Here is a 12,763-nt window from a genome sequence, read left to right as displayed (position 1 = left end):
AAGCTCCATAGATCCGGGAAGGCGTCGACTGCGAGCGCCTAGTTTGCTGGCCCTATTTCCCAAGCTGCTGTTGGCGACATCCTCGATGGATAGTATGCCTTGCCATCGGGGAACGGATGCTTGACCACCGGATGATAGGGTAGCTCCCCGACGGAGCCTCGCACAACCGCCTTCATGAATGGCGAAACGACGGTCCGATATCCGTTCCTGGCAGCTTCGACCGCGAGGATGCCGGAAAGTTCTGCAAACGATAGGTCAGCCGGCAGCTCTCTCAAGAGATCCTCCAGGCGCTTGGCGGGAGCCAACCAAAACATCGGCGTGAAAGTGTCAACACTGCGCTGCAAAAAGACCTCTCCATGATAGCCCGAATGGTATGAAGGGCGGCCATGGTAGGGGCATATCTCGCCATTGCGGTAAGTGCGATAGCCTCCGGTCCAGAGCATGGTCGCGCTATCAGAGTGCAGGGTGCCGCCGACGAAGGCGACGTCATCCTGAACCTCACACAGCCCAATTGCCTCGGAAACCCAGTCAGCGGCGTCGATCGCGAGCGCCGAATCCACAACCGCGATGTATTCATAGTCGCTCGACTTTGCGCGAATGACGTCCATCAGCTCGGATACGGTGCTCACAGAGCCCTCGACCTTGCCGTCAGCTCCGCTTTGGCGGGTTGCGATCACGAGCGTTCCTGGCAGTTCGCCAGCCTTGCGCCGGAGCCGCCACATGCCGGCGTGGCCAAACAGCGCGTTTTCGACGATTTCAACCCGGTCAGCGAGCCCCGTTAGCTCGAGATGCTGCGTCAGAACGTGGCTTTGCGAAGTGAGTGTAAAAGGCTTTACCGACGCGTCAGCTGAGGCCGTCGATTGGGAGTGTATGCGCCAGGAATAGATAATTTCGTTCATATGAATCGGAGTGGCCCCATCACGGATAAACCTCAAGAAGGTATCCCAATCGTGACAACCATCCGCCTTGTCGTCCGTGTACGCTTCCAGTCTCAGCGCCACGTCTCGACGGATCGCACACATGTGCGCCACGTAGCAGCAACCGTAGAACATGATGGGATCCCAATCTCTCTTCATGAAGGGACTGGAGCGCGAGGAATACACACCGCATTTGTCTTCGTCTGAATAAACCAATTCCGGACGACCGTGGTCGATCAGAAAGGTGGAGATCAGTGCCATGGCATCGGAGGTAATGAGGTCATCGGAATCCATCGGCAGGATGTAGTCGCCTGTCGCGTTTTCGAGACCAACCCGCATACCGCCTAAAATACCCTTGTTCTTTTCCACCCGGACAAGGGTAGCGCGATTGCTTGTCGAGGCAACTTCCTGAAGCGTCGCAACCGTGTCAGGATCGGTTGATCCGTTGTCGACCAGAATCCACTCCAACTTTTGATGGCTCTGGTTGTTGACGCATTGAGCAAGCTCAAGGAGGAACCGGCGTTCGGTATTATAGGCCGAGGTAACCACCGATAGGGTGAGTTCTTCAGTTCGACTCGGGCCTAGTGTGTCCGGCATGCGCGCGGCCACCCTCCGGTCGAGCCAGGCTTGATAGTCCTCCGACGGAAGATCGCGCCAGTTCCAGCCCGGCTTCGGATTGAACCATGGCTTGGAGCGATCGAAATTGACGTTGTAGTACGGATCGTCGATTTCGCCCCAGCGAGCAATGAAGCGATCCAATTCCGTCGAGAACGTCCCTTCCTTGGACAGAGACTCGAAATGATAGAGTACAGCCGACGGTTCCTGCACAACGCTGTGTCCCAGGTCGCGCAGGCGCAAACAGAAATCTAGGTCATTGTAGTTGAGCGGGAAGCTTTCATCGAAGCCGTTCAGTTCCCAAAACAACCGGGATCCGACCATTAAGCAAGCTCCAGTCACAGCGACGACTTCGCGAGTCAGATAGGCCTCCAAATTGGGACCATACTCACGAGCGGGGCGGCCGATCATGGCATGCGTAGGGCCGGAATCCTGAAACACCACGCCTGCATGCTGAATCGTGTTGTTCTCGAACAGAAGCTTCGCACCAACGCATCCGACGCCATCGAGGGCACAGATGCGTACCATGCTCTCGATCCAGTCCGGTGTCTTGACTTCGATGTCATCATTCAACAGCACAAGGTATTCTCCTTGGGCCATTCGCGCTGCTTTGTTGATCTTTTCGGCGAGATTGAAAACCGGGCTTTCATATCGAACAAGCTTGTGCCGCGGAAAACGTTGCAGGGCCTCCTGCGCTGCAGCTGGAAGCGGCTCGTTGCACGAGACCACGATTTCGAAGTTCGGGTATGTGCACCGTGCGAGACTGTCCAAGCAATTCTGCAGGATATTTGTACTCCGGCCACGAATGACGCCATCTCTGCCAGCCGTTGGAATCACAATGGAGACCAAGGGAGCAGGGTTGGGTATGTCGGGAACAGGCCTCCAATTGCCCGGGTAGTTGGTGGCGTGAATGCTCCCTTCAATACCCCTGCGCTTAAAGCAATCTTCAAGCGCTTCCTTTTGTCTTTCCAGTATTCCTGCCTTGGCATCGAGATCACCGGCAGTGCTGGTGGCTCCAACGCGCCAATGATACAATACCTTTGGTATATGGACGACTTTTGAGGTTTTTTCCGCAACACGCAGCGCAAGATCGTAATCTTGCGTCCCGTCAAACTCCGGCCGAAAACCTCCTACGGTGTTCACAAAATCCTTGCGATAAACTGAGAGGTGCCCTGTGCACATCCTTGTTAACAGATGCACTGGCGACCAATCAGGCTTGAAGTACGGCGCATAGAACTCGCCGTCCGAGTTGGTCTTGTCCTCGTCGCTGTAGATCAGATCGACTTCCGGGTAGGCACCGATGACGCGCGCATTCTCGAGCAAGGCATCAGGGTGTAGAGTGTCGTCATGGTCCAGCAGGACGACATATTTGCCGCGAGCGCGCCGCAAAGCCTCGTTCGTTGCTTCCGAAATTCCATGATTTCTGTCGCATTCCACGACGGCAAACCGAGGGTCCGCGGCGGCATATTCCTTCAATGTTCGTACGACATTGGAATCGGTGGACCCGTCATCAACGAGAATGTGTTCCCAAATCCCAAACGACTGGTCCGCCACCGAATCGAGCATCGCCCGCAGTGCGCCGTCGTCCGTGTTGAAGACCGGCGTCAGAATCGAGAAGAGGAGTTCTTCAGGATCGTGACGGCTGTCGGCGAAATCGCTTACTTGCCGAAAATCAGGGACAATGTGCTTGCCGAGAACGGATGAGGCGTTGCCATTCATCTGGCGCCAGATGCTGCGGCGAACAACATCTCTGTGCCAGGCGTCGCCGGGTGAATTGGCGTTGGCGGCACGGCTCAATCTCGACCATAGGCCCGGTATGCCCTCGTGCCGCAGCACAATCCAGCCTATCTTCAACAGGGGTCGCACGCCACCGGCGCGCCGGTGCATGGTCCTGGCAAGGCGGACCGTCTTGCGAGACGCTATCAACACCTGAATCGCTCGCGCTTGCCTGGAGATCAAACGGCGAGCAGAACCAAGCGAGCGAGCCATCTTTCTAGCGATCACTCGGACTGCTCTTAGCGGCCTGGTTATTCGCCAACTGGTTGAGGTCCGCAGCGCAGCGACCTCTCCCCGGTATGAATGAAGCTCGCTTTTCAGCGCCTTGATAGTGTCCTCGGCGCTTGCGAGCGCCTCCTGCAGTTTCGCTCTTGCTTCCAGCGATCCCGACAATTCGTCTTCCGCTGACGAGAGCCGCTCGCGGATGCCCTGCACTTCCTCACTGAACCTCTGCATCTTCTCGCCAAGATGAACGACTTCCGCCTCGAGATTCGCGATTGAATCCTCGGGATGAACCGTTCTCGCCGTGAGGGAAGCCCCGGCAGAGAAATGTGCCCGCTCATACATCTGACCATCATATGGCAATCGACCAGGCACAACCTGTTCAATCTCGCCGCGAATGCGCTCCCTCCCCAGTCGATTGTCTTCTGGCAGTCCCTTGCGCAAAATGACGCAGGAGTTTGTGAACTCTATCGAATCGATCGTCGCGAGCCACGTGAGGTCAGTCGGGCCAATATCGTGGTGATTGAGGATGGGAATGACGAGTTCCCATGATTGTTGATCCACATCCCAATGTTCATGATTGACGACATCGGCGAGGCGCTTGAAGAAGGACATCGCCGAGCCAGGCGTGAAGAGCCCCCCTTGGAGCTCCGGGAAGTAGCTGGCGTGCATGTCCTCCACGACGTAGATTCCGTCTCGCGCCAGCTTCGGAAACAGCAGCAGGAACGATTTGATCATGTCGCCTGACCGGTGCGAACCGTCGTCGATCACGATGTCGAGCGTTGCCCTAAGTGTGGCGCTCCATTCGGGATTCGTGGCGTCGGCAACTATCGCACTGATGCGTTCGTCGTCGAATGTCAGTCGGCCGACTGCTTGGTCGATGTCGACGCCCGTTATCTCCCGGGCATGCTTGAAATATTTAGCCCAAATCTCGAGCGAGCCGCCATTCTGCACACCGATTTCGAGCAGACGAAGCGGCTTTTGGCGCAGCGGCTCGAAGAGCCTTTCGTACACGTTGAGGTAGTGTTCCCACTTATCTGACACTTTGCCACGGTGTGCGTCAAATAGCTCATTGAGCGGTCTTTGCGTCATTCAGCATCTTCGCGATTCACCGTCTTTTGGGATTTTCCAGCTGTTTTCGGTGGCCTTGACCGCCAGCAGCTCCCTCAACAGCCCACGCTCTCCTGCGGGGTTATGAATCCTTGCATTTGAATTCGGCGCCGTGATAGAGGACCGGCTGACCAGAAGCAATAGCTTGCTTCCAGGGTGGCCATGGCCGCCCAAAGTCGCCGAATAAGGATGGGTCGGCTGGTAATTGAGGTAGGTTGACGCCGGTCCTGTTGGCATGATGCGCATCGTATCAACCAGATTTGATGGTTCTTGGCCCCAGTGAGAGGCACGATGCTGGCGACAATCCCTCAGAACGAATGACGTGTGCTCTATCGCGAGTCGTGGAGACGCCTGAGTTTGGTTTGAGCGTCACCGGGTTTCCCTGAATTGGCCGATGAAATGACAGTTATGACTTTCCCCGACGCCGTCACGGACATAAGCGAGGCCATCAAGAAACACCATCTGGCGACGACGTTTGGCTGGCAAGATGTCGCCCAGCGCTATCGCCGTTCACGGATCGGGGCATTCTGGCTCACCATCAACATGGGCGTGATGATCGGTGCCCTGGGACTTATTTTCGGCAATCTTTTTCGAACGCCGATGCAAGAGTTCCTTCCGTTTGTCGGATGCGGCCTGATTGTCTGGGGTTTTATCTCCTCTTGTCTAAGCGATGGCTGCACCAGCTTCATAGGCGCCGAAGGCATCATCCTCCAAGTCCGAATGCCTTTGTTCACTCATGTGATGAGGACACTTTGGCGCAATACAATAGTGTTTGCGCATAATTTGGTGGTCATACCCGTCGTGCTGGTTATTGTAACGGCACCTATTTCATGGGTCGCGATACTAGCCCTGCCTGGGTTCATACTCGTCTCGCTAAACCTTCTGTGGATGATGCTTGTCCTTGCGACAATTTGCGCACGCTTCCGCGATATGACGCAGGTGATGCAAAACTTTCTTCAAGTGATTTTCTATCTGACCCCAATCATCTGGCAGACGAAGACATTGCCGGTGGGTATGCCTCAGTACCTTTTCGATTTGAATCCATTTTACCATCTGATTACGCTGATCCGCGGTCCGTTGCTCGGCCAGATTCCGTCACCTGTCACCTGGCTTTACGCAATAGCGATGTTAGCCGTTGGTTGGCTGTTCGCGTTGTGGCTGTTCGGCCGTTATCGCAAGCGCATCCCGTACTGGTTGTAATTGCATGGCTAAGATTCACCTAGATAAGGCCTCGGTCTCCTTTCCCGTTTACAACGCTGCGAGCCGGTCTTTGAAGAATCGGGTTCTGAAGGTTGCGACCGGCGGCGCCATCGAAAGACGATTCGACGGGCTGGTCGTCGTGAAAGGTCTCGACGAGATTGACCTCGCAATCCATGAGGGCGAACGAGTAGGGCTTGTCGGCCACAACGGTTCCGGCAAGACGACGCTGCTTCGATTGCTTTCAGGCATCTACGCGCCGACCTCGGGAAGCGCGGCAATCGACGGCGAATGCGTCTCGCTTATCAACATTGGGCTTGGCATAGACCCCGAAGCTACAGGGCGAGAAAATATCAAATTGCGGGCCGCAATGATGGGCATGACGACGAAGGAACTTAGCTCGAGATACGATGAAATTGCCGAGTTCTCAGGGCTTGGAGACTTCTTGGACATGCCCTTCCGTACCTATTCCTCAGGGATGCAGCTTCGGTTGGCTTTCGCGACTTCAACTTCAATCCGACCCGAAATTCTGATCATGGACGAGTGGCTCTCGACAGGCGATGAAGACTTCAAGGATCGAGCAAGACAACGGCTCAACGAGATCGTGAGCTCGACCAAGATCCTGATCTTGGCCAGCCATTCGAGGGAATTGCTGCTAGGGAATTGCGATCGATTAATTTGGCTGGAGCACGGCCGGGTAAGAATGGATGGCCCGGCTAAAGCGATTGCGGATGAGTATTTCGGCCGATAGCGGTCGCGGCGTCAGCTTTCGCCGCCTCCTGAGGTGCGATCCTCGAACGACCGAACTCGTTCACGCGCCCAATGCCTGCCTCGTCTCGCCACCCATCAGCCGACGCACCACCTTCTCCGTCGACCCGCGCCACGCAGGCGCGGTCCATCCAAACGTGGCCGCGAATTTCGCGCTGGAAAGCCGCGAATTGGCCGGGCGCTTTGCCTTGGTCGGATAGTCACTGGTCGCGATGTCGCGTACCCGCGCATGAGGGCCGCCAGACGCCTGGCTTGTGTCCATGATCTGGCGGGCAAAGCCACTCCAGTTCGTCTCCCCGCTGCCCGCCAGGTGATAGAGGCCGTAGGCGGCAAAGTTGCTGTCGCCCTGCAGCATCGCCGCCGCATGCACAACGGCGTCGGCGATGTCGAGTGCCGAGGTTGGATTTCCCCATTGGTCGGCTACCACCGAAATCTCGTCACGATCGGCGGCAAGCCTGAGCATGGTCTTGACGAAATTCCTGCCGAAGGGGCTGTAGACCCAGGCCGTGCGCAGGATGAGGTGGCGCGGATTGGCCGCCGCCACGGCTTTCTCGCCGGCAAGGTTGGAGGCGCCGTAGACGCCGAGCGGCGCGCTCGCGTCGGTCTCGACATAAGCGCTGTCCTTTGCGCCGTCGAAAACATAGTCGGTCGACAGGTGGATCACAGGAACACCGAGGCGTGCCGCTGCCTCCGCCACCTTGCCCGCGCCAACGGCGTTCACGGTGAAGGCCAGGTCAGGCTCGTCCTCGGCCTGGTCGACAGCGGTGTAGGCAGCGGCCGAAACGATGATGTCCGGACCTGCCGCCGCCAGCGCCTCGAATACGGTCTCGGGCCGCGCCAGGTCGAGCGCCGGCCGGCCGACGGCGATCACCTCCACGCCCGTGACCGCGCGCGCCACCTCGCTCAGGCTGGTAGCGACCTGGCCCTCGCGTCCGGTGACGACAAGCCTCACGCCGCGCCCTTCCTGTCTTCAGCCGGGCTGTCTTCAACCGGGCTCTGGCCCAGCCGCTCGCCGGCATAGCGCTGTTCGCGAATCGGTCCCCACCACCATTTGTTGTCGAGGAACCAGTCGACCGTCCTTGCCAGGCCGCTGTCGAAATTCTCCTTTGGCGACCAGCCGAGGTCACGACTTATCTTGGAGGCGTCGATGGCATAGCGGCGGTCGTGGCCGGGGCGGTCTGTGACGAAGGAGATCAGGTCGCGGTAGCGCTTGCCGCCGGCGCGCGGCCTTCTCAGGTCGAGAAGATCGCAGATGGTCTCGACGACGCTCAGATTGGTGCGCTCGGAATTGCCGCCGACATTGTAGCTCTCGCCCGCTTGCCCCTTGGTCGCGACAAGCTCGAGCGCGCGCGCGTGATCCTCGACGAACAGCCAGTCGCGCACATTGGCGCCGGCGCCGTAGACCGGCAGCGGCTTTTCGTCGAGCGCGTTCAGAATGACCAGCGGAATGAGCTTTTCGGGAAAATGATAGGGCCCGTAATTGTTCGAGCAGTTGGAAAGCACGACCGGCAGGCCATAGGTCTCATGCCAGGCGCGCACCAGATGGTCCGACGCCGCCTTGGAGGCGGAGTATGGCGAGGACGGCGCATAGGGCGTCTCCTCGACGAACATGCCGCCGTCGAAGGGAAGATCGCCGAACACCTCGTCGGTCGAGACATGGTGGAAGCGGAAGCGGGTCTTGCGGTCCTCCGGCAGGCCGCGCCAGTATTCCAGGGTCGTATTCAGCATCCGGTAGGTGCCGACGATATTGGTCTCGATGAAGGTGCCTGGACCGTCGATCGAGCGGTCGACATGGCTCTCGGCGGCGAGGTTCATGACGATGTCGATGTCGTCGCGGCGCAATATGTCGAGCACCGCCCGCTCGTCGCAAATGTCGGCCTGCTCGAAGCGGTAATTGTGCGCATTCTCGATCGGCCGCAGCGAGGCGAGGTTGCCGGCATAGGTGAGCTTGTCGAGATTGGTCACCCGGTAGGCCGGATTGGCGCACAAATGCCGGCACACCGCCGAGCCGATGAAGCCGGCGCCGCCAGTCACCAGGAAATTCATGCCGCTCTCCCTCGACGAACAGTCTTCATGGAAACACCTCCGCGGCTGCAAGTAGCGGCGCCTTGAGGTCCTTGTCCGAAAGCTGGAACCCGCCCGATATCGCCGGCCATTCTATGCCGATGGCAGGATCGTCGAAACGGATCGATCGGTCATGCGCCGGCGAATAGGTGTCGGTGACCTTGTAGAGAACCTCAGTGTCCGGCACGAGCGTGATAAAACCGTGGGCGAAGCCCTTCGGCACAAGGATCTGGTTGCCCTTCTCGGCCGAAACTTCGAGGGCGACCCATTTTCCGAAGCTTTTCGAGTCGCGGCGGATGTCGACCGCGACGTCGAGGATCTTGCCTCTGATGACGCGCAGCAGCTTGTCCTGGGCGCGCGGCGGAAGCTGGTAGTGCAGCCCCCTCACCACACCGGCGGCTGCGGAATAGGAATGATTGTCCTGCACGAAGCGCAGGTCGATGCCGGCCTCGGCGAAGCGCTCGGCATTCCAGGTTTCGATGAAAAAGCCGCGCGCGTCGCCGTGCCGCTTCGGTACGATCTCCAGCACGCCGTCGAGACCGAGTTGGCTTACCTCCAGCACCTAGTTCTCCGTCAGGTCGGTGACGCGCCTGCGTAGATAGGCGGCATATTCGTTCTTTCCGAGGCGGGTGGCGCGCTGCAGCACCTTGTCTGCCGTCAGCCAGCCCTGTTCGAAAGCGATCTCCTCCGGGCAGGCGACCTTGATGCCCTGGCGGTGCTCGATCGTGCGCACAAAAGACGAGGCTTCATGCAGGCTGTCATGGGTGCCGGTGTCGAGCCAGGCATAGCCGCGGCCGAGCTGATGGACGTGCAGGTGCCCGCGTTCGAGATAGACGTTGTTGACCGCCGTGATCTCAAGCTCGCCGCGCTCCGAGGGCCGGATCGTCGAGGCGATGTCGACGACGTCATTGTCGTAGAAGTAAAGGCCGGTGACGGCCCAGTTGGATTTTGGCTTCTGCGGCTTTTCCTCGATCGTCAGGGCGGTGCCGCTGAGCTTGTCGAACGACACCACGCCATAGCGTTCCGGATCGTCGACATGATAGGCGAATACCGACGCGCCGCTTTCGCGGGCCGCCGCCGTGCGGCAAAGCTGCGACAGCCCTTCGCCGAAATAGATGTTGTCGCCAAGGATCATCGACACGTTGTCCTTGCCGATGAACTCACGGCCGATGATGAAGGCTTCGGCGAGCCCGTTGGGATGCGGCTGCTCCGCATAGGAGAACTCAAGCCCGAACTCCGAGCCGTCGCCGAGCAATTCCCGGAAAGCTGGCAGGTCACGTGGAGTTGAGATGATCAATATATGCCTGATACCGGCGAGCATCAGCACGCTCAGCGGATAATAGATCATCGGCTTATCGTATATTGGCAGGATTTGCTTAGAGACTGCCAATGTTAGCGGATAAAGACGTGTTCCGCTGCCTCCCGCAAGGATAATTCCTTTCAACAAGCTCTCCTTGAATTACCGAGGGCCCCGCCCCTGACATCAAGTTGCCCGTGCTTAGGTTTCGCGCAATGGCTTGTCAATCTCGCTGCTGGTCGCGCCTGGTGATCTCACTGGCGAAACGAGCTGCAGCCGAAAGTTGGCCGGAGGAACCGACCACCTGTTTCCGCCACCACCTGGCAGTGGCCAAGGCATGAAAAAGCCGGCGGGATCTCCGCCGGCTGGCTTTCATTTAATAAATGTCAGGGCCGCTTCGGCAGCAGCGACCATACTGCCGGGACAAGGCTGGCTGCGAGCGCCACCTTGATCAGGTCGCCGACGATGAAAGGCACGACGCCGAACTGCCATGACTTTTCCGCGCCGATCAGCAGCGCCAGCCAGGCAAAGCCCATCGCCATCATCACGATTTCGGCGGCCAGCATCGCACTGAAAAGCTTGACCGGGTGACGATCCCAGCCACGGTCGGCAGCCCAGCCGACGATGGCGGCCATGACAACGAAGCCGGCAAGATAGCCGCCGGTCGGGCCCACCATATAGGCTAGGCCGATGCCCTTTTCCGGCGTGCCCTGGAAGACCGGGAAGCCCATGGCACCCTCGGCCATGTAAAGAAGCAGCGTGGCGACGCCGAGGCGCAGGCCGAACGCCGAGGCGATCAGGAGGACGGCGAGCGTCTGCAGCGAGATGTCGACGGGGCCGAGCACGACCTTTGCCTTCGCCGACAGGGTCAAGAGCAGCGTACCGGCAATCGCCAGCAACAGCTGCGTCGCAAGCCGTGTCGCGCCTTTTTCAGGCAGAGCCAGAGAAACAAGCGGACGCATCGTCGTTGCAATTGCCATGGTCTTCCCCATTCCGGACAGCCGCCAACATGCGGCCTCGCATTTTTTCTATATTGGCTTCCGTGTTATGCGGCAATCGGTTTTGCCACCTCAGGAACAGAGCTCCCCGCCCTCATGGCCCTTAAATTCGACACCAGCTTCGATCCTGCTTACGGCCAGGCCGTAACCGTCGCGCCAGATGTCCAGCGCATCACCGCCCGAAACCCGAGCCCGTTCACCTTTCACGGAACCAACAGCTATCTTGTCGGGCGGGACACGCTGGCGGTCATCGATCCCGGACCGGATGACGCTGCGCATCTCGAGACATTGCTCGAAGCCATCGGGCAGCGGCCGGTCAGCCACATCTTCGTCAGCCACACGCATCGCGACCATTCACCGTTGGCGGCCCGGCTGAAGGAGCGCACAGGGGCGATCGTGCTGGCGGAGGGGCCGCATCGCCCGGCGCGGCCGCTGCGCATCGGCGAGATCAACCCGCTCGACGCCAGCGCCGACATGGCTTTCGCCCCGGACATGGCGCTCAAAGACGATACGCTGGTCGATGGCGACGGCTGGGCGATCAGATCGGTGCTGACGCCGGGCCATGCCGCCAATCACGCGGCCTTTGCGCTGGAAGGAAGCGGCGTTTTGTTTTCGGCCGATCACGTGATGGCGTGGGCGACCTCGATCGTGGCGCCGCCGGACGGCGCCATGGCCGACTACATGGCCTCGCTCGACCGGCTGATCGAGCGCGGCGACCGTCTGCTTTTACCAGGTCACGGCGGTCCGGTGATGGCGCCGCGCAGTTTCATGCGCGGCCTGAAGACGCACCGCAAGATGCGCGAACGGGCGATCCTGGAGCGCATCCGGGGCGGCGACAGGACGATCAAGGAGATGGTTGCGGCAATCTATCGCGACACCGATCCGCGCCTGCATGGCGCCGCCGGCCTCTCGGTGCTTGCGCATCTGGAAGATCTGGTGGCCCGCGGCCTTGTCGCCACCGATGGCGACCCGGCCATCGACGGCGTTTTCAGGCCAGCGCTGTAGACATTATTCGGCCGGCGCCGCGCCCACCTGGCCGGCCACTTCCTGGTCGAGTTCCCCTAGGAATTCCACGATGCGGGCGGCATTGTCGCCTAGGTCGTATTGGCCGTAGCGCGAGGCGGACCGCATGTCGACAACGACCGTGTCGCCGTCGTCGGTCACACGGATCGCGACATCGGCCGGAAGGCTCAGCACGAAGCTTTTGGCGAGCGCATTGATCGTCACTTCGCTTTGCCCGTCGGTTTCAGGGTACGGCGCCTGAAGCTGCCAGTCGCGCCGGTCGAGCACGGTCTCGACTGCATCGACGACGGTTTCGAAGGGCAAATTGTAGCTGCGACTGGTGACTAAAGGATAGGCATCGCCTTGCAGGCTTTGCTCGCCTGGCGTCGGCGTCGATAGAACGTTCATGCCCTTGGTGCGGTCCGACGTGTCGATCGCTGGCGGATCGTCGAAATCGGTCGAGATGTCGCTCAGCGGCGGCGAAATCGTCGCCCAATAGGCGGCGGCGCCGTAGGGGGCGAGCACCAGAAGCGCCAGCAGGGCGCCGACGGAGAGATCGCGGCCGCCGCGGTCGCCGAAATTCCACAACCTGGAGAAGGCAAGTCCGGCGAACAAAAGGGCAAAGGCGGCGAGCAGCGCGACGATCGCCAACACCCAGAGGAAAACAGGTGTTTCGACGAGATCGAATCGGTGGCCGACGAGCACTGTAAGCAGCAGGACCAGCGAAAAGGCCGCTGTCCCGCGCGACCATCCGGCCGCTCGCGACGTCTGTCGTTCAGGAATACTAACCATTCTCA

10 protein-coding genes are annotated in these 12,763 nt (G+C 59.5%); 3 read left to right on the top strand and 7 right to left on the bottom strand.

The genetic code is table 11. The features are described from left to right. Positions 1-38: 38 nt before the first annotated feature. The gene (locus DH08_RS34705) at positions 39-4,622 is read right to left on the bottom strand and encodes a glycosyltransferase (RefSeq protein WP_192183696.1); all 4,584 of its coding nucleotides are present in this window, start codon (positions 4,620-4,622) and stop codon (positions 39-41) included. A 405-nt stretch (positions 4,623-5,027) separates the two neighbouring features. On the opposite strand from DH08_RS34705, the gene DH08_RS34700 reads away from it, so the two are divergent. Both DH08_RS34700 and DH08_RS34695 read left to right on the top strand, forming a co-directional pair. Continuing rightward, positions 5,028-5,840, top strand: coding sequence for an ABC transporter permease (locus DH08_RS34700; RefSeq protein ID WP_246801221.1), 813 nt, complete (start codon positions 5,028-5,030; stop codon positions 5,838-5,840). 4 nt (positions 5,841-5,844) lie between these two features. Continuing rightward, positions 5,845-6,588 carry an ABC transporter ATP-binding protein gene (locus DH08_RS34695; protein ID WP_192183695.1) on the top strand — a complete coding sequence of 248 codons (744 nt, stop codon included), beginning with the start codon at positions 5,845-5,847 and terminating at the stop codon, positions 6,586-6,588. Between the two features lie 60 nt (positions 6,589-6,648). Here DH08_RS34695 and rfbD read toward each other — a convergent pair whose 3' ends face one another. The 5 genes from rfbD to DH08_RS34670 all read right to left on the bottom strand — a co-directional run bounded on the left by rfbD (position 6,649) and on the right by DH08_RS34670 (position 10,946). Then, positions 6,649-7,557 (bottom strand): dTDP-4-dehydrorhamnose reductase, encoded by a 909-nt coding sequence (gene rfbD, locus DH08_RS34690; RefSeq protein WP_192183694.1) that lies wholly within the window; start codon positions 7,555-7,557, stop codon positions 6,649-6,651. Further along, entirely contained in the window at positions 7,554-8,651 is a 1,098-nt protein-coding gene (rfbB, locus tag DH08_RS34685; protein ID WP_192183693.1) for a dTDP-glucose 4,6-dehydratase, read from the bottom strand. Before rfbB ends, rfbD begins: the two co-directional genes overlap by 4 nt. A 25-nt stretch (positions 8,652-8,676) precedes the next feature. Then, a complete protein-coding gene (gene rfbC / locus DH08_RS34680; RefSeq protein WP_192183692.1) occupies positions 8,677-9,231 on the bottom strand; it encodes a dTDP-4-dehydrorhamnose 3,5-epimerase in 555 nt (184 codons plus the stop codon). Beyond that, positions 9,232-10,113: a glucose-1-phosphate thymidylyltransferase RfbA gene (gene rfbA, locus DH08_RS34675; RefSeq protein ID WP_192183691.1), complete on the bottom strand. Its 882-nt coding sequence runs from the start codon at positions 10,111-10,113 to the stop codon at positions 9,232-9,234. It abuts the gene before it with no gap. 239 nt (positions 10,114-10,352) lie between these two features. Then, positions 10,353-10,946: a biotin transporter BioY gene (locus tag DH08_RS34670; RefSeq protein WP_192183690.1), complete on the bottom strand. Its 594-nt coding sequence runs from the start codon at positions 10,944-10,946 to the stop codon at positions 10,353-10,355. A 114-nt stretch (positions 10,947-11,060) separates the two neighbouring features. Here DH08_RS34670 and DH08_RS34665 point away from each other — a divergent pair, with 114 nt between their 5' ends. Then, positions 11,061-11,969, top strand: a complete 909-nt coding sequence (locus tag DH08_RS34665; protein WP_192183689.1) for an MBL fold metallo-hydrolase — start codon at positions 11,061-11,063, stop codon at positions 11,967-11,969. Positions 11,970-11,972: 3 nt separating this feature from the next. On the opposite strand, the gene DH08_RS34660 is transcribed toward DH08_RS34665, so the two are convergent. Further along, positions 11,973-12,758, bottom strand: a complete 786-nt coding sequence (locus DH08_RS34660) for a DUF1499 domain-containing protein (RefSeq protein WP_192183688.1) — start codon at positions 12,756-12,758, stop codon at positions 11,973-11,975. Positions 12,759-12,763: the final 5 nt, after the last annotated feature.

It is taken from the genome of Mesorhizobium amorphae (assembly GCF_014843845.1).
GTDB lineage: Bacteria > Pseudomonadota > Alphaproteobacteria > Rhizobiales > Rhizobiaceae > Mesorhizobium > Mesorhizobium amorphae_A.
The sequence above is the reverse complement of the archived record's forward strand: the minus strand, read 5'-3'. Positions and strand labels throughout refer to the sequence as shown.

Bases quoted from the DNA above. Each gene is read 5' to 3' on its own strand.
- DH08_RS34705 (WP_192183696.1), bottom strand. From the start codon at position 4,622: ATGACGCAAAGACCGCTCAATGAGCTATTTGACGCACACCGTGGCAAA.
- DH08_RS34695 (WP_192183695.1), top strand. From the start codon at position 5,845: ATGGCTAAGATTCACCTAGATAAGGCCTCGGTCTCCTTTCCCGTTTAC.
- rfbB (WP_192183693.1), bottom strand. From the start codon at position 8,651: ATGAATTTCCTGGTGACTGGCGGCGCCGGCTTCATCGGCTCGGCGGTG.
- DH08_RS34670 (WP_192183690.1), bottom strand. From the start codon at position 10,946: ATGGCAATTGCAACGACGATGCGTCCGCTTGTTTCTCTGGCTCTGCCT.
- DH08_RS34665 (WP_192183689.1), top strand. From the start codon at position 11,061: ATGGCCCTTAAATTCGACACCAGCTTCGATCCTGCTTACGGCCAGGCC.
- DH08_RS34660 (WP_192183688.1), bottom strand. From the start codon at position 12,758: ATGGTTAGTATTCCTGAACGACAGACGTCGCGAGCGGCCGGATGGTCG.